Origin of the sequence: Flavobacterium sp. UBA4854 (assembly GCF_002399805.1) — a bacterium.
GTDB lineage: Bacteria > Bacteroidota > Bacteroidia > Flavobacteriales > Flavobacteriaceae > Flavobacterium > Flavobacterium ginsengisoli.
In genome coordinates, this window is record NZ_DHEI01000113.1 from 4,841 (window position 1) to 23,246 (window position 18,406).

Below are 18,406 nucleotides of genomic sequence, written 5' to 3' on the forward strand. Positions count from 1 at the left end.
AGAATTATCGTTGAAGGCGCAAATGGTCCAGTTGCTTCAGATGCAGATCAAATTTTACATGATAAAAATATATTAGTTGTTCCTGATATTTTAGCCAATGCCGGTGGTGTTACCGTTTCTTATTTCGAATGGCTTCAGAATTCGCTTTTGGAGTCTTGGAGAATTCACCAGATTAACAAACGTCTGGAAGATATTTTAGAGAAAGGTTTTGAAACTGTTTTTAGAGTTGCAGTAAAACACAATGTAACGCCTCGTATTGCTGCTTATATTATTGCTTTGAAAAAAGTGGCCGAAACACAGTCGGTTAAAGAAGTGGCGCTGGAAGCTCCTTTATTTAAGCAGAATTAAAATCAGGTTTAGTTCGTAAAAGATCATTTTCGTTGATTACGTTTTTTGTCTGCTAAAAAAACGTAATTGATGGAAGTGTCTTTTTCGTTTGAACTAGTAATTATAATTTTTAGAATCGAAAAGTATCATACAAAATGAAAAACATCAATTTTCTAGCATTTGCCATGCCGGCCTTTTTTCTTTTTCTGTTTTTGGAATATAAGCTTGCTCAACGCAGAAAAAAGCCTGAAATTTTTAATTATGAAAGTTCTGTTTCCAATATTTCCATCGGAATTGCAGAGCGTTTGATTAATTTATTTGTTGCAGCGAGTTTTTACCAATTGTATTATTTGATTTATGACGATTATAGAATATTTGAGATTCCGAGTAATGCTTTAGTTTGGTTTGCATTAATTCTCGCTACCGATTTTGTCTGGTATTGGTACCATCGATTAGGACACGAAGTCAATTTTTTCTGGGCTGCGCATATTGTGCATCATCATAGCGAAGAATTTAATTTTACTGCTGCAGCTAGAATTACTACATTTCAAGCTATAATTCGAACGGGATTTTGGTGTGTTTTGCCCTTAATTGGTTTTCATCCTAGTATGGTCATTACAATGTTGATTGTTCACGGTGCTTATTCTTTCTTTACCCATACACAACTTATTGGCAAAATAAAATGGCTAGAATATGTTTTTGTAACACCTTCTGTTCATGGAGTCCACCATGCTTCTGACGAGAAATATTTAGATAAAAATTACGGCGATATGTTCACTTTTTGGGATCGCCTTTTTGGAACTTTTCAAACCGAAGAAGAAAAACCAAAATACGGTTTGACGCATCCGTTAAAAAGCTATAGTTTCTTGTGGCAGCATTTTCATTATTACTTCGAAATCTACGAATTATGGAAACGCTCGAACGGATTTAAAGCTAGATGGAATGCCGTTTTTGGTAGTCCAGCTGATATGGATCAAGATATTCGTCCAACTTTAGAAAAGCGTTTTCTTCAGGATAAAACAGTTCCAAACCAACGACTTCGGTTTAAGAATTACCTTTATATTCAATTAGCGTTTTGTACGTTTATTTTAACCATTTTCACTTATTATTTCGATTATTTAGAAAGCTACGATAAAATATTTGTGCTTTCGCTGGTCATTATAACTTTAATAAACTGTGGCGCTCTGCTAGAACAGCGAAAATGGATTTATTATCTAGAATATGCTCGTCTCGCCTTGATCTCAACTTATTTTCTATATGAAGAAGATTTAATCGCATTTTTCTTTGTTCCGATTGCTGTAATGATTTTTGCAGAGCAACTGTTTTCATTAAGTACGATTTATCAGAATACCATTTTGCAGTTAGAAACAACAGAATAAGATAGTCCGAGAGGGACGAAATATTTATAGAAAAGATATTTGCAGATGTAAAAAAGCCCCATCGGGGTGACATAAATATATATGTTACCCCGATGGGGCTTTTTTGATGGACGTTTGAATTGCATTCTTTAAATATGCCGTTCCTCCGGAGCTTTAATACTAGTTATCGTTTGCACGCAACAAAAAAACTTAGCATCTTAGAACCTTAGCATCTTAGAACCTTAGTATCTCAGCAACTTAGATTGTCTTTATCTCCATAATTTTCTGCTCAAAAGTATCTTTAAAATCAGATTTGCTTTTAATTCTGGTTTTGTAGGTATAAATTGTAGCTACAGAAAGTTCTAAGAATTCTGCCATTTGGTTGCTGTCTTGGATTCCTAATCTGTATAAAGCAAAAATTCGCAATTCGGTATTTAAAAGTTCGCCTTTTTTGACAATGCATTTATGATCGTTTGGGAATAATTTATTAAAATCTGTTACGAATGTTGGGAACAATTTCAAGAAAATTTCATCAAACTGATGAAACAGATTCTCGCGTTCTTCTTTTACATTATAACGCTTTAAACTCGCAATAACTTCATCTGTTTTTTTAGTGATGATTTTATGCAGCGTACTTTTCTGTATATGGTCTATTTTATTAATAAAGGCTGATGTTGCTTTAATAAAATAGGTAATATATTCTTCTTTGATAGCATTGGCTTCGCTCAAACTCACATTCATTTCCTGCAACTGCAAGTACGAATCGGCCATAATTTTTCTGGCTTTATTCTTTTCTTTTAATTGTTTGAAAATGATGCCAAGGAAAACGAAAATGATAACCGTTAAGATCGTCAAGAGAATAATAATCTTCTCTAGTTTATCATTTTTGTCTTTTACATTATTTAATTGCGCTTTTTCGATAATAGGTAAAATCGACGAAATCTCAATTTTTCGGTGTCTTGCATTATAGAACGTAGCATCATCCATTGCAATATTGATGTACTCGTTTGCTTTATCCAAATACCCCATTTTAAAAAGTTCATTGGCTAAATTTCGGAGCGCAACGGTTTCTTTCGTCGCATTTTTAACATCGGCAATGGCGGCAAGAGCCAAATATTGAATGGCTTTTTTGGTATAACCCCGTTCAGAATAAATATATCCAAGACTCGAAGTCGCAATTCCGTAATAATCTGGCGGAAGATTGTAGTTGTTAATCCAATAACTGAAAGCGAATTCGGCACCGCGCCAATCTTGTTGTTTTAAGCGTTTTAGACTTTCGGCGGCCCAATATTCGTTCGTATTGGTTCCGATTAATTCTAAAGCTTTCTTTAAGAAATGATTTCCTTGCTGTACATAATGAATATTAAAGCGCTGATCACGGTTATAATCGGCTAAATCGTAGTAAGCACGAGCTTTTATGTTATAATATTCAAATTTATTTCTTTGATCCAGTTTGGTATCGTCTATAACATTTAGCGTGTCAATTGCTTCTTTAAAAAGCCCAGAAGACAAAAGCACAAAGCCTTCTTTGATTCGGCTTTTAGATAAAAACTTTGGATCTTTTAGAATCTTAGCCTTGATTTTGGACTGCTCTAAATAATAATATGCAGAGTCGTACTTAAAAGATTTGTATTCATCAAACAATGACATGTAGCAATTATAAAGCTCTTCGTTGTTTTGACTAAGAGTAAATTTAGATACGCTTTTCTTTAAAGCTTCTATTTTTCGATATTTCTGTTTCAGGTAAATGTCTTTTTTCAAGAGAACCTGATCTAATTCTTCTAAATAAGGATTGTTCTCTTTCGCAGCAAGAGAAAAACCTCCTAAGAAGAAAAGTAGCATCAATATTCTTCGCATGATTTTGTTTTGGTTTAGGGAAAAGATTGGTTGATTGATATAGTTAGTTAATTCGATTTAAAATTAAGAATAAGTTTGAGATTAAGCTAAACCTGTTTTTTTAGAATCTTGTAAATTGTTTAATAAGATAGCTTTGAAAGGGGATTTTCTGGGTGAAAATAAGCTGTAAATGTTAAAAACAGGTAATTTATTTGCAATTATACAATAAAAACTAGTTATATATATGCATAGTGAAAAAAATATCATGATTATTTTACATATTGTCATTTTTACCATTAAAAAATAGCCGATTTTCATCTAAACAGCATCTTGATTTTTTACTTGTTAGTAAAAATTTAAAATACTGATTATTAATTAGTTATGTTTTTTGTTGTTTGAATTTCATCTTGATTTTTATCAGATTTTTTTTTTAGGATTTATTTAACGTCTAGTTTCGCTGTATCCTTTTGAAGGGGATAACAAACTAACAAAAACCAAAAATTTATGAAATGTAAAAGTCTTTATTGGCTAGCTTTTATGATGTGTTTTTTTGCAATCGGATGCGATAACACAGATGACGGAAGCTATGTAGCACCAATTACTCTTTATGAAAAAGTAAACGGGAATTGGGGATTAACAAATCTGAAAATGGTTGATGAAGTTGCGAAAGCAAATAATATTCAGCCAAACGAAGAAAACTTGAGTACTTATTTTAACTACGAAGATTTTAAAATCAAATTTAACGTAGATGAAAAGAACAATCCAACAAGTTATGAAGTAACAGGAGATGTCCCTCCGTTATTTGCTCCTAAGGGATATTGGGCACTTAGCTCAGAATTTCAATCGTCTATCACTGGTGTTGGAACAAAAATCTATCTGTACAGCGATGCACAGAAAACGCAGAAAATAGATGAACTTAGATTAGTTTCGGTTCCAGGTAAAACCAGAGAAATGCAGATTCAATTGGTACGTTCTTCTGGTGGTGTAGATTTCTTGTCTTATGTGTTTAAATTAAATGCTATTAATTAAAAAGTAATATGAAAAAGTTTATATATACAATTTTACTTGCCTTGTTGATGGCTCCTAATTTTATTCAGGCACAAGAAGCTGCTGGAGCTGTTGGGGCAATGTCATCGTATCCTGCTGTTTACAAATATGATGAACAAGTTACTTGGTATTTTGATATGTCGGCATCGACATTTGCTGAAACAGAAGATTTATATATCTGGATTTGGTCTCCATCTGAACCAGATGCTGGACACTGGGAAAACTCGTCTGATTTTGCAAAACTGAAATACGAGGGAAATAAAATCTGGAGTTTTACGCTAACTCCAACACTTTATTTTTCTAAAACTCCAGAACAAATTGCTGCGAGTGATGGATTTTGGTTTCGTTTAAAAAACAAAAACGGATCTAAGCAAAGTGATGTTGCAAATATGGCGTATGTTGATTTTTCTTCTTTTTACACTTCAGGTGAATTATTTAGATCATATCCAACAAAACCATTAATCGATAAACCGGTAAGTATTTTGTTTAATGCAAATCTTAATCCAGCATTTGCGGGCACTCCAAGTGTACATATGCATGGTGGTTTAAATGACTGGGCTATTCAGCAAATGTATGAAGCTGCAAAACCAGATGTTGCTGCAAAAACAAAATTAAAAGACTTAGGGAATGGTTTTTATAAAATGGATTTTATTCCTAAGCAGTACTTTAATGCTCCAGATGATTTTGTAATGGAAAAGATTAACTTTCTGATGGTAGCAGAGAATTGGACAGCAAATTCTGGCGATCAGGTTATTTACGCAGGAGAATTTGTTCCGCCACCGCCACCAAGTTTTGCTTTCTTTCCATCACAAATCAGTCAAAAAGATTTTCTTGGAATGTCAAGAAAAAACAATGAGGTAGGTGTAAACAAATTGATCTACACGATTACAGCTGGACCAAAAACAATTTCTGGTGAGTTTACTGGAGGAACTGCAGAAATTAAAGGTTTTGTCAATTTAGTATCAGAATTAAATGGAGTTCCAAGTTTAAGCGAAATCCATGTTTTGGTAAAAGACAACAAAGACAAAACGATTTCGGATACAACGATTCCGCTAAAAACTTTAGATAAATAATCACTATTAAATTAAAACACCAATTCTAATGAATAGTAAAAATACAAAAAGCGTCCTGCATCAAATGTGGACTGCTAAGGCAGCGGTATTGATGATTTTTATGCTTTTTCTTTCTGCTAGTACTTTCGCGCAGACGAAAAAGCAAATCTCAGGAACCGTTTATGACAATACTGGTACGGTATTGCCAGGAGCTTCTATCATTGAAGTAGGAACAAAAAACGGAACAACAACAGATTTTGATGGTAAATTTAACCTTCAGGTAGCCGTAGGAGGTGCAATCGAAGTTTCGTTCATCGGATCAACAACACAAAAAATTCAGATTACTGGAAATAGTGCTAATCTTGAAGTGCGTCTGCAAAATGATGGGTATACATTGGCCGAAGTACAAGTAGTTTCTGTAGGTTACGGAAAAGTAAAAAAAGCAGATTTAACAGGAGCGATTTCTACCGTTGGTGCAGATGAATTACTAAAAGGAACTATTGGTTCTACAGAGCAAGTTTTACAAGGAAAAGTAGCAGGATTAAGTATTATACGTCCTTCTGGAGACCCAGCTGCAGGTTCTACAATTCGCCTTCGTGGAGGAACTTCTCTAACAGCAAGCAACAGTCCGTTAATTGTGGTAGATGGTATTGCAGGAGTTGATATTAACGTGGTTCAGCCTTCAGACATTAAATCGATTGACGTTCTTAAAGATGCTTCGGCAACTGCAATTTACGGTTCTCGTGGAGCAAATGGGGTAATTATGATTACTACAAAATCGGGAACAAAAGGGGTTTCTGTTGTTTACAACGGACAAACTGGTGTTGGCTATGTGAGTAATAACTTAGATCTTCTTTCTGCAAATCAATGGAGAGGATATGTACGCCAGAATCAAATTGGAGATGCGGTAGATTACGGTGGAAATACAAACTGGCAAAAAGCAATCGAGCAGACAGCAATTTCTCAATCTCATACTTTAAGTATCAATTCTGGTAAAGCAGACAGTGGTTTTAGAACTTCACTTTCTTACTTAAATAACGAGGGAGTTATTAAAAAATCTGGATTAGAAAGATTAAGTGGAAATGTTAGTGCTTACCAATTTCTTGGAGATAATAAAGAAGTAAAATTTGATATGGGATTATTTGCAAACATTGACAAATGGCACCCAATCGATTACAGAATTTTTGAAAGAGCTTATAACTTAAACCCAACAATTCCGGTTTATGATTCAGAAGGAAATTTCAGTTCAATAGTAGCAAACCTTTATCAAAATCCAGTTGAGATTTTAACAAACAGAACTTTTGATAACGAAAGACATAGACTTTTGGGTTACTTTAAAACAGATGTAAAATTCTTAAACGACTTTACTGCTACAGCAAATATTTCGTTAGAGCATAATGCAGTAAAAGGAGGTACTTACAAACCATCTTATGCAGTTATGGAAGGACAGACTGAAGGCGGTTATGCACAAAGAACTTATGATGAATATACAAATGCACAAGGTGAACTTTATGTAAATTACAGCAAAGTAATAGACAAACACAACATTGGTGCTTTGGCAGGGTATTCTTATCTTGAAAACATTTATCAAGGTTTTGGAGCACAAAGAGGTGGTTTCGTAACAGATGCTTTCAGTTATAATAACTTAGGTGCTGGTTCTAACTATCGTTTAGGTGATGTGTATTCATACAAAGGAAAATCTAATTTAGTGTCTTTTTATGCTCGTGCCAACTACGGTTACGATGGTAAATATTTATTGACTGCGACAGTAAGACGCGACGGATCTAGCCGTTTTGGAGAAAATAATAAATGGGGAACTTTCCCATCTGCTTCTGCAGCATGGAGAGTTTCTAATGAAGAATTTATGAGTTCTACAAAAGGATGGTTAGACAATTTAAAAGTAAGAGTTGGTTACGGAGTTACAGGAAATCAAGATGGAATTGGAGAGTATAAATCGCTTTCTATTTTAGGAGTTGGAAGCGACAGTTACTATGATCCTATTACAAAAACTTGGAGTTTGGCTTATTCTCCAAAACAAAATCCAAATCCTGATTTGAAATGGGAATCTACAGAACAAGTTAACGTTGGTTTTGATTTCGGACTTTTCAATAGAATTACTGGATCATTCGAATATTATTCTAAAAAGACAAAGGATTTACTATACACGTACGAAGTGCCTCAACCTCCATATTTAGTTGGAACAATGTTGGCTAACGTTGGTGAAATGTCAAATAAAGGAGTAGAGTTAACTTTGAATGCTGATATTATTAGAGGAGATAAATTTAATTGGAATGCAAATTTGACTCTTGGACATAACGTTCAGAAAATCGAAAAACTTTCTAACCCTACTTATAAAACAGATGTTATCTACAGCGGATCTCTTCATGGTTTGGCAGGTATGTCTGGACAATATTCTCAAATTATTGCTGAAGGATATCCTGTTGGAACCTTCTGGGGATTCAGAAATGCTGGTTTAGATGCAAACGGAAAAATTCAATATTATAACGCGGCAGGACAAGTTGTTGATGAAAGTGCATTGGTTGATGCTGATAAAACAGATTTAGGAAATATTCAGCCAGATCTAACTTTAGGTATTGGAATGAATTTTACTTATGGAAATTTTGATCTTGGATTTTCTGGATACGGAATGTTTGGACAAAAAGCTTTAAACGCGACAAATATGATGTTGAACGATCCAACTAGATTGCCGGCTTATAATGTGCCAGATGCTTTCTTAAGCAGCGGAATTACTTCGCCTCCAAAATATTCAGATTACTGGATCGAAGATGCTTCTTTCTTCAGACTTCAGACATTGACTTTTGGTTATACTTTACCATTGAAGTACAAGAAATCTAAATTTAGAATGTATTTAATGGGCGAAAACTTATTTGTAATAACAGGTTACAAAGGTGTAGATCCAGAGATTGGTTTAAATGCTCAAGACGGAATCAATCAGACTGGAGTAATGGATAAAACTGGTTTGGCAGCTCCTGGAATTGACAGATACAACAATTATCCTAGACCAACTACTATTTCTGTTGGATTAAATTTTACGCTGAATAACTAAGCGAATTGATAACCATAAAATATTAACAATGAAAATCAAAATAACAGCAGCCATACTTTTAAGCATGCTTTTTACGGTATCATGTACTGATTTGAACGAGCAGCTGTATGATCAGGTAGAAGATGGAAATTTCGGAAATACAACCAAAGAAGTTGATGCGCTGGTAGGTGGGGCTTATTCTTCTTTAAGAGGATTCTCCGATGCAATCTCAAATAATTTTCCAACTTGCGAATATGTTTTCTTTTTGAATGAAGTAGTTTCAGACGAAGCTACAATTCCGACCAGAGGTACAAACTGGTACGATGGAGGACAATACCAAGACGCACAAAAACATACTTGGAAAGCAGACAATAGAATGATTCTTTCTGCTTGGCGTTACAATTATACAGGAGTTGCTAAAATCAATGCGATTATTTATCAAATCGATAAATCATCTCTTAGCGATAAATCAAAAGAACCGATTTATGCAGAATTGAAAGCACTTAGAGCGTATTACTATTACAATCTTTTAGATTTGTTCGGAAATGTGCCAATTGTAACCAATTTTGAAGATACATCTCTACCAACCAATTCAACAAGAAAAGAAGTTTACGATTTTGTTGAAAAAGAATTGACAGACGCTATTCCGCATTTAAATCCAAATGTGGTATATTCTAAAATGACTAGAAATGTTGCTTATTCTATTTTGGCTAGATTGTATCTTAATTCAGAAGCGTTTATTGGTCAGCCACGTTGGCAAGATTGTATTAATATGTGCCAAAAAGTTACAGGATACAGCTTAACACCAGATTTCTTTTCGAATTTCGTAACAGAAAATCAGACTTCGCCAGAAATTATTTTTGCAATTCCTTACGATTCAAAAGCAGGAACAGTAGGAAACTACATGAACTCAATGTCTTGCCATTACAATCAAAATCTAGCTATTTCTGCAATTCCAAACAATTATCCTTGGAGTGCAAACGGAATGTGCGCACAACCTGGAGTTTATTCTTCTTTTGCAGATACAGATAAGAGAAAAAAATGTATGCTAGAAGGCGATCAGATCAATCTTGCGACAGGAAGTGTAATCATTATGAGCAATGGAGAACCTCTTACTTATACAGAGAACCTAACAAGTCTTGAAGATGCGAAAGAAAATGAAGGGGTTCGTTTGCATAAATACGAAATGAAAGCAGGAGAACAATGGGAACGTGATCACGATTTTGTTTTAATCCGCTATTCAGAAATCTTAATGATGCAAGCAGAATGTTACGTGCGTTTAGGTTCGCCAGATTTAGCAAGACCATTTTTAGAGCAAGTTGCGTCTCGTGCAGGTGAAGAATTGCCAGCAACAATTGATCTTAAATTTATTGATCAAGAGTTATTGAAAGAATTCACATTTGAAGGAAGAAGAAGAACAGACAACATCCGTTTTGGAACATTCTTCGAGCCATGGTGGTCAAAAGGCACAACGGAAAAATACAGAGCAATTTTCCCAATTCCAAGTACCGTTTTAACTACTAATAAAAATCTAAAACAAAATCCTGGGTATCCAAATTAGGTTACTAGAATGTCAGTCTTCCATGTTGGTTAGTCGTGGAAGGCTGACATGTTTTTAATTTTTTAGTAACAGATTCTAAAGATTAGAAACCGAATTAGAGGATTAAAAAAAGATTTTGTTTCACGCAGATTTTGCAGATTAAAGCAGATTTGATTTTAAATGTTAAAAAATATCTGCGCATATCTGCTTAAATCTTTTTAAATCTGCGTGAAATAAATTAATCACAATAAAATCCTTTTTAATCTTTTAATCTGTGGCAAAATATAAAAATAACAAACAGTACATCAATATGAAAAGATATATCACATCGTTGGCTTTTGTTTTGATGAGTATTGTGATGGTTGCCGGTTGCAGCAGCGATGACAAAGGCTCAGACAAACCAGTAGAACCAGAAAAAACAAACCCTGTTGCGATTGAGAAAACCAACAGCACCAAAATTTATATGCACTACATGCCGTGGTTTGAAACCAACGAAAGCAGTGCCGATAAAAAATGGGGATATCATTGGACAATGGCAAACAAAAATCCGAACAACGTAGGGGCAAACGGCCGAAGAGAAATTGCATCGTACTATTATCCGCTTATTGGACCTTATCACTCAGGCGATAAAAATGTGATCGAAAATCATTTATTGATGATGAAATATTCAGGAATTGACGGAATTCTCATTGATTGGTATGGTACTTACGATGTAAACGATTACGGAATGATTAAAGAAAACACAGATCAGTTAATTGAAATGCTCAACAAAGTTGGTTTAGAATATGCCATTGTATACGAAGATCGATTCTTGACAAATGTTGTAAATGCAGGAAAAGCAATTTCGGTAACCAGTGCAGCAAAAACAGATTTGGCATATGTAGAAAAGAATTATTTTTCTGACGCTAATTATATTAAGATTAATGGTAAACCGCTGTTAATGAATTTTGGACCAATTGTTTTGAAGACCCCAGCTGAATGGACAAATGTCTTTAATACTTTAACAGCAAAACCAACTTTCTTGACACTTTGGGATCACTCTTCATTGGCAGGAGAAAATGCTTCTGGAGAATATGCTTGGGTATACAAAGACAACAGTTATTTGACAAACTTTTATACCAATACAAAACCAAAATTGGGTGTAGCAATGGGAAGTGCCTATCCTGGTTTTAAAGATTTTTATGCCGCAGGTGGAGGCGGCGCTGCTATTGGATGGACAATCGAACATAACAATGGAGCGACACTTGATGAAACTTTGACTTTGGCAAAAAATGCCAATGTAAATTACCTGCAGCTGATTACATGGAATGATTTCGGAGAAGGAACCATGATTGAACCAACGGTTGAGTTTGGTTATTCTTTTGTCGAAAAAATAAAAACTTTCGCTGGAGTAAAAAACACGGAAAGTGCATTTCCAGATATCAGCAAATTGTATGATTTACGCGTACAGAAAAAAGGAAATGTCGAGGCCCAGAAAAAACTCGATCAAGCTTTTAATTATTTTGTTTCTATGCAACCTGCTAAAGCAAAACAAGTAATGAGCGAAATTAAATAGAGCTGTAATTAATACAATTTAAATAATGAAAAACAGAAAATATAGATACTGTCTTGTGGCTTTAGCATCAATGCTGGTTATGGCCTGCAGTACTAAAAAAACGTATAAAATCAGTTCTCCTGAAAAGATCTCTGAATTAACTTTTGAATTAACGCCTACTGGACAGCCTCAATATAGTTTTTCTTCTAACGGAAAATCGGTTATTGAGCCTTCTCTTATGGGATTTGAGTTTCAAGGTTTGGCCAAAATGACTGATGGTTTTGAAGTCGTTTCTACAGAAGAAAAAGCGGCAGATGAAACTTGGGAACAACCTTGGGGAGAATTCAAAAAGGTAAGAGATCATCATAACGAACTGATTGTTCATTTAAAAGAAGCAAAAGGCGAGGAGCGTTTAGTTGATATTATATTCAGAGTTTTTGATGATGGAGTTGGATTTCGTTATGAATTTCCAAAGCAGCCTCATTTAGGAAAAGTTAAAATCTCTAATGAAGTAACGCAATTTACTTTTAAAGACAATAACGAAGTTTGGTGGATTCCAGTTCACCGCGAAAATAGTTATTACGAAAGTGAATATCGTAAAACATTAATGAGTAAAACAGATACGATTAATACGCCTGCAACTTTTGAAACTAAAGACAAATTGTATGTGGCCATTCACGAAGCCAACCTGACAGATTTTGCTTCAATGACGCTTTTAAAAACTACAGACAAACAGTATAAAAGTGATTTAGTGCCTTGGGCAGATGGTGTAAAAGTATATGCAGAAACACCATTTAAAACGCCTTGGAGAACTATTGTTGTGGGTAAAACTCCTGGAGATGTAGCAACTTCAACTATTATGCTAAATCTAAACGAACCATCAAAAATTGAAGATTTATCTTGGATTACTCCATCAAAATATATTGGAATATGGTGGGGAATGCATTTAGAAAAATACACTTGGGGACAAGGTCCAAAACATGGAGCAACAACTAAAAACACAAAAGAATATATTGATTTTGCTGCGAAAAATGGTTTTGACGGAGTTTTAGTTGAAGGGTGGAATGAAGGCTGGGACGGAGACTGGACTGCAGATGGTTCTGCATTTAGTTTTGTAAAAGCATATCCAGATTTTAATTTAGAAGAAATCACCAAATATGCTGCGATGAAAAATGTTCGTTTAATAGGGCATCATGAAACAGCTGGAGCAACCAAAAACTACGAAAACCAACTGGAAGATGCATTTAAATTGTATCAGAAAATGGGAGTAAACTCAGTAAAAACAGGTTACGTAAACAAGTATTTGGATAAAAAAGAATGGCATGATAGCCAATATGGAGCTCGTCATTACAGAAAAGTAATCGAAACAGCGGCTAAATATCATATCATGATCGATAACCACGAACCAATGAAAGGAACGGGTTTACAGCGTACATATCCAAACTTTATGTCTCAAGAAGGCGGACGCGGACAAGAATATAATGCATGGTCTGTAGACGGAGGAAATACGCCAGAGCATTTAACAACTTTGCCATTTACAAGAATGCTTTCTGGACCATTTGATTACACGCCTGGAAACTTCAATTTTGATTACAAAACTCCATCTGGAGCAAAAGTGCAGACTACTTTGGCAAATCAATTGGCATTGTACGTGATTATTTTCAGTCCGTTGCAAATGGCTTCAGATTTACCTGAAAACTATGAAGGCAAACCAGAATTTCAATTCGTAAAAGATGTGCCATGTACTTGGTCTGATACTAAAGTTTTGGATTCTAAAATTGGAGAATACACTACAATTGCCCGTAAAGATTGGGATGAGAAAAATTGGTACTTAGGATCAATCACAAATAGAAATGCAAGAGACTTAAAAGTAGCTTTGTCATTTTTAGATAAAGACAAAGAATACGAAGCAGAAATCTATGCAGACGGGCCTGGAGCAAATTATAAAACCAATCCGTATCCAGTTACAATCTCTAAACAAAAAGTAAACAGCAAAACGGTTTTAAATATCAAATTGGCAGCTGGTGGAGGAACAGCAGTAAAATTCTCTCCAATCGAAAAATAGTTTTTTTAAGATTCTAAGATGTTGAGAATCTGAGTTTCTAAGCTTCTGAGAATCTAAGTTTATAAAGTTTTATTTTGAGTTAAGTAAGTTTAAGTTTGGTAATAAACCCGATAGCTTTAGAGTTATCGGGTTTATTTTTTTGTTTCAGGTTTTAGGTTTGAGAGACTTTGATCATAATTTTACTGCAAAGGATTACGTAAAGTTCGTAAAGGTTTTTTTATTGAGGTTTTGTAAAAACATAAAGTTCGCAAAGATTTGTATAAAAACTTTGCGAACTTTGCGTAATCCTTTGCGCTCTTTGCGGTTAAAAAAACTTAGAACCTTAGCATCTTAGTCTCTGAGAGAGAACCTTTATCTAGTAACTTTAACATGTTTTCCAAAAGTATACACCGCTGTTATAGTAGGTCCGTTATATCCCCATTTTAAGAAACCGTTTAAACGTTCTTGAATTGTATCTATTCTAAAGTTCAAACCAGTGTAACCAGCAGTAAGACTAAAGTTATCTACTACGTTATATAAAACCGATAAATTATAGCTTATAATTCGTCCATCAGTATCATTAATTTTTACGGCAAGATAATTTACGTTGGCATATAAACCCCAGCGTTTTCCGAGAACAAATTCTCCCCATATTCCAACATCTGGAAGCGGAGCAGTAAAATTAAAGCTATCACGATATTCTACACTTTGCGTATTAGCATTTAATTTTAGGCCTAAATCTGTAAAAAGAACATGTGCACCAATTAACAGTCCAGCTTGATATTTTGGTTTGGATAAAATAGCGTAACCATAAGCAATTCTAGCAATCTGTACATTAAAAGTACCACGAACACTTCCGTTAATTGGATAAGTATGATCTCCGAAATTAATATCTCTTTGCAACGTTTTTGTTGCAGTTCTGTCTAGTACAAAATATTCAAAACCTAATCGGGATCTTTTGGATATACGCCAGTCAAATGTTCCTAAAAATGATACGGTCGACTTAGAAAAACCCAAATCATTTTCAAGATCAATTTCAGTTCCTATATTTCCGTTATTGCCTTCAACTTGAACTTGAGTATTATTTACAGGAAAAAATCCACCCGCAGAAACTTTAAATTTTCTATTGTGCCACGGCAGATCTTCTAAAGATGTATCTTGGAAATCATCTTTTTCAGTTTTTACAATTGTTGTTAAGTCTTCGTCTTTGCTGGTTTCCGCAACAGTTTGAGCATTTAGCGGAATCCAAAGGAGCATCATTACCAAAAAAATAAATAATTGTTTCATTAGAGTAGTTTTTTAAGTTTTTATTAGGTAATATTTAACAATTAAAGTTAGTAAAAATAATCGTTCATTTTTGTTTTTAAGATCGAATTATTTTCATGAAGTTATTGGTTGTCAGTGAAATAAGAATTTGTTTGAAAAAAATAGTTGACATGTCACTCTTTTTTGTAATTTTGTCCCATGGAAATTAAACATACCGATAAAGAGAATTTTTCAAATTTTTGGAAAGAAGAAATATCAGATAGTTTCTTCTTTCAGATTCACCGTATTAAAAGAGCAATTTTTAGACGAACTAATGCGTTAATGACAGAAGCGGGAATCACCTTGCAGCTGGAGCAATTGCCATTACTGATGATTTTGCATCATAAAAGCCTTTCGCAGAGAGAATTGTCAGACAAAACAATGCGCGATAAATCGTCTATTTTGAGAAGTATTTCAGCCTTAGAGAAAAAGAACTTGGTTGAGGTGGTAAAAGACAAAATAGATAAACGTAAAAATATCGTGAGTCTTACCGATGAAGGGATTTCATTAGCAAAAAGCATCAGATTGCTGATGAAAAGAGCAGAAGAAGAGGTAATGTCTGTTTTTTCGCCAAAAGAAAGAATAGAAGCATTAAATGCCGTAAGGTCTTATGCAGATAAGTTAGAAACGCTCTAATTTTTTTTGAACTTTAAAAGTTGATATATCAACTGATTTTTAAATAATTATTTTGAATAAATGAAAAAAAATGAATTGTTAGAAGGGCCAATCCTTTCTTCATTATTAAAATTAGCAATTCCGATTATGATTGCTAATTTGCTACAAGCCGCGTATCAGTTAGTTGATGCTTTTTGGGTGGGACGCTTAGGTGGCGATGCTGTTGCAGCGGTTTCGATAAGCACACCCGTAATATTTTTAACCATTGCTTTAGGAACCGGATTGGCGATTGCAGGCTCTATTTTAATTGCACAATATTTTGGAGCAGGAAACCAGAAAATGGTTAATCACGTGGCGGCACAGACTTTGTCAATGGTAATTATCGTTTCTATTTTCTTATCGATTATAGGATATATTCTGAGTCCATATTTCTTATATCTGTTAAAGGTAGAGCCTACAGTTTATGTGGATGCATTAGGATTTATGCGTGTAGCATTTGTTGGTCTGGTTTTTAGTTTTGGATTTATGATTTTCCAATCGATTATGCGTGGAGTGGGACGTGTAACGTTGCCCGTTTATATTGTTTTAGGAACGGTTATTTTGAATTTTGCATTAGACCCGCTGTTTATTTACGGATGGAAATTTATTCCAGCGTTAGGCGTTAAAGGCGCTGCTTTGGCTACTTTATTTACACAGCTTTTGGCTATTATGATTGGATTTGCAATCTTGTTTAGAGGAAAACACGGAATTCATCTTCGCATTTCAGATTTTAAACCTGATTATAAACACATAAAAAGAGCTTTTGAAATTGGTTTTCCATCTTCAATCGAACAATCTATGCGTGCGTTGGGAATGATGGCCATTACATTTTTAATTGTTCGTTTTGGAACTTTAACAGTTGCATCTTATGGTGCGGGCTCCAACTTAATTCAGCTGATTTTAATTCCTGCTTTAGGTTTATCTATGGCGATTGCTACTCTTGTTGGACAAAATATTGGCGCTGGAAATGTTGATCGTGCTGCCGAAATTTCAAAACTAGGAGCTTATCTAGGTTTCGGATTATTGACAGGTCTCGGAATCATAGCGTATATATTTGCACCATATTTAATCGCTTTTTTTGTTCCAAATGATCAAGCCGTTATCAAAGGAGGAACAGAGTTACTGAGAATTACTTGTCTCTCTTGGGGATTTTTAGGATTGCAACTGTGCTTGACAGGAGTTTTTCGCGCTGTAGGAAACACAAAATTACCTATGATTCTAACTTTGGTTTCGCAATGGGTAATTCAATTTCCATTGGCTTATATTTTATCTCATAATACTTCTTTGGGTAAAATCGGAATTTGGTGGGCCTTTCCAACGGCTTCTGTTTTAACCGCTCTTATTACGTTAATTATTTATGCAAAAGGAGATTGGAAGAAAGAAAGACTTACTGGTAAAACCAATAAATTGATTGATAAGGTTGAAAGCGAAATTGTTAAAGAAGGATTTGATATTTCTAAATAAAGTTCCTGACATGTTAAGACACTAAGGTTCTAAGATTTTTTGAAGACGCATATTAATGCGTCTTTTTTTTTAATTTTTCTTACATTTTTTTGATAGTGAAAAAACAAAATTTCAGTATCTTTCAAACTTTGTAAATAAAAACTTAGCATCTTAGTAACTTAGCAACTCTAAAAATGACCAAAAATCTAAAGCGTTATTTCGTAAAATCTGTTATTATATTAGCCTTAATTCACTTAGCGTACTTTTTATATGGTTATTTTACTTTTGAAGGCATAAAGAAAATCGACATCTACACCGAATTTTATCGATTTAAATTTTACGATGACGTTTCAATTTCACACTTCTTTGTAAGTGGTTTGTTTTTATTTTTATTCTTGATATTTTTAATTCGAAACCATTCTAGAGAAAATTACAAAGGAGGAAATTTGCTTAAAATTGGCATTTGTCTACTATTTATTTCATTTCTTACCTTTTCATTTTTCGTTAGCTATAGTTTTGGAATGAATGCTAAATTGAAATCGGAATTGTCTGAAAATGATTTTAATAAAGACAAAAAACTTTTGAATGTATTAAATCCATTCTTATATAAATATACTTCTTATACTTCTGAAAAATTGTTCAATTACGAGAATATACTATATCCAAAACCTTATCCTGTAATTAAAGTAGTAGATACTATCGAGCCTGGCGAATATCCTATTACAGAAGACAATTATTATAGTATCGATACCATAACAGTTTTAACAAGCACTTTTGATAAAACAACAAGTAAAGCAGATAGTATTTTTGAAATTATGGGTTTTGATAAAGAACAATTTCACAAAAGAGTGATTTCAAAAAGGATTAAAGGAGATAGCACAGCCATTATTTTTAAAAGTGTTCCTGTACATCCAGAACACGATGAGGATATTTGTATTTTTCTAGAAAATCAATCTTTGTTTAGTCCAGTTTATGGAGATTCTATTGACAAACAGCAATATCAAGCTGCTGTAGATCGATATAAATTATTATATAATACAAAGAAAGATTCTTTAACATATACTTTTCAGAAATTGGATACAATTTTGAAGAAATACAATATAGAAACAAATTTGATCCCGAAATTGCTGACTCAAGATGCATATCATTACAGAGATAACCATGGCGAACCTTTAAATAGAATTCGAAATGATTTTGATAGAAAAGCTTTAGCAGAAAAA

The 18,406-nt window shown here is 34.0% G+C and carries 12 protein-coding genes and 1 pseudogene; 11 read left to right on the plus strand and 2 right to left on the minus strand.

From position 1 onward, the window contains the following. Together B3J44_RS16780 and B3J44_RS16785 are read left to right on the plus strand one after the other, a co-directional pair. Positions 1-348: pseudogene (locus tag B3J44_RS16780) on the plus strand (Glu/Leu/Phe/Val dehydrogenase); the annotation flags it as partial. Positions 349-482: 134 nt separating this feature from the next. Next, complete coding sequence (locus B3J44_RS16785) at positions 483-1,706, plus strand: sterol desaturase family protein (protein ID WP_286969797.1); 1,224 nt, start codon at positions 483-485, stop codon at positions 1,704-1,706. A 237-nt stretch (positions 1,707-1,943) separates the two neighbouring features. On the opposite strand, the gene B3J44_RS16790 is transcribed toward B3J44_RS16785, so the two are convergent. Beyond that, positions 1,944-3,542 (minus strand): DUF6377 domain-containing protein, encoded by a 1,599-nt coding sequence (locus tag B3J44_RS16790; RefSeq protein WP_198857915.1) that lies wholly within the window; start codon positions 3,540-3,542, stop codon positions 1,944-1,946. Between the two features lie 483 nt (positions 3,543-4,025). Here B3J44_RS16790 and B3J44_RS16795 point away from each other — a divergent pair, with 483 nt between their 5' ends. From B3J44_RS16795 to B3J44_RS16820, 6 genes are all read left to right on the plus strand, one after another. After that, a complete protein-coding gene (locus B3J44_RS16795; RefSeq protein ID WP_198857916.1) occupies positions 4,026-4,550 on the plus strand; it encodes a DUF5004 domain-containing protein in 525 nt (174 codons plus the stop codon). 8 nt (positions 4,551-4,558) lie between these two features. After that, entirely contained in the window at positions 4,559-5,641 is a 1,083-nt protein-coding gene (locus B3J44_RS16800) for a hypothetical protein (protein ID WP_198857917.1), read from the plus strand. A 28-nt stretch (positions 5,642-5,669) separates the two neighbouring features. Further along, positions 5,670-8,687, plus strand: a complete 3,018-nt coding sequence (locus B3J44_RS16805; protein ID WP_286969801.1) for a SusC/RagA family TonB-linked outer membrane protein — start codon at positions 5,670-5,672, stop codon at positions 8,685-8,687. A 28-nt stretch (positions 8,688-8,715) separates the two neighbouring features. Then, positions 8,716-10,227: a RagB/SusD family nutrient uptake outer membrane protein gene (locus tag B3J44_RS16810; protein ID WP_198857918.1), complete on the plus strand. Its 1,512-nt coding sequence runs from the start codon at positions 8,716-8,718 to the stop codon at positions 10,225-10,227. A 289-nt stretch (positions 10,228-10,516) separates the two neighbouring features. Further along, complete coding sequence (locus B3J44_RS16815) at positions 10,517-11,761, plus strand: glycoside hydrolase family 71/99-like protein (protein ID WP_286969802.1); 1,245 nt, start codon at positions 10,517-10,519, stop codon at positions 11,759-11,761. Positions 11,762-11,786: 25 nt separating this feature from the next. Beyond that, a complete protein-coding gene (locus B3J44_RS16820) occupies positions 11,787-13,805 on the plus strand; it encodes a glycoside hydrolase family 97 protein (RefSeq protein ID WP_198857920.1) in 2,019 nt (672 codons plus the stop codon). Between the two features lie 351 nt (positions 13,806-14,156). Here B3J44_RS16820 and B3J44_RS16825 read toward each other — a convergent pair whose 3' ends face one another. Continuing rightward, entirely contained in the window at positions 14,157-15,071 is a 915-nt protein-coding gene (locus B3J44_RS16825) for a hypothetical protein (protein ID WP_286969805.1), read from the minus strand. 177 nt (positions 15,072-15,248) lie between these two features. On the opposite strand from B3J44_RS16825, the gene B3J44_RS16830 reads away from it, so the two are divergent. The 3 genes from B3J44_RS16830 to B3J44_RS16840 all read left to right on the plus strand — a co-directional run. Continuing rightward, positions 15,249-15,725, plus strand: coding sequence for a MarR family winged helix-turn-helix transcriptional regulator (locus B3J44_RS16830; protein ID WP_278021097.1), 477 nt, complete (start codon positions 15,249-15,251; stop codon positions 15,723-15,725). A 60-nt stretch (positions 15,726-15,785) separates the two neighbouring features. Continuing rightward, positions 15,786-17,207, plus strand: coding sequence for an MATE family efflux transporter (locus B3J44_RS16835; protein WP_286969806.1), 1,422 nt, complete (start codon positions 15,786-15,788; stop codon positions 17,205-17,207). A gap of 173 nt (positions 17,208-17,380) precedes the next feature. Beyond that, the coding region (locus B3J44_RS16840; protein WP_286969807.1) for a hypothetical protein at positions 17,381-18,406 on the plus strand (1,026 nt) is incomplete at its 3' end.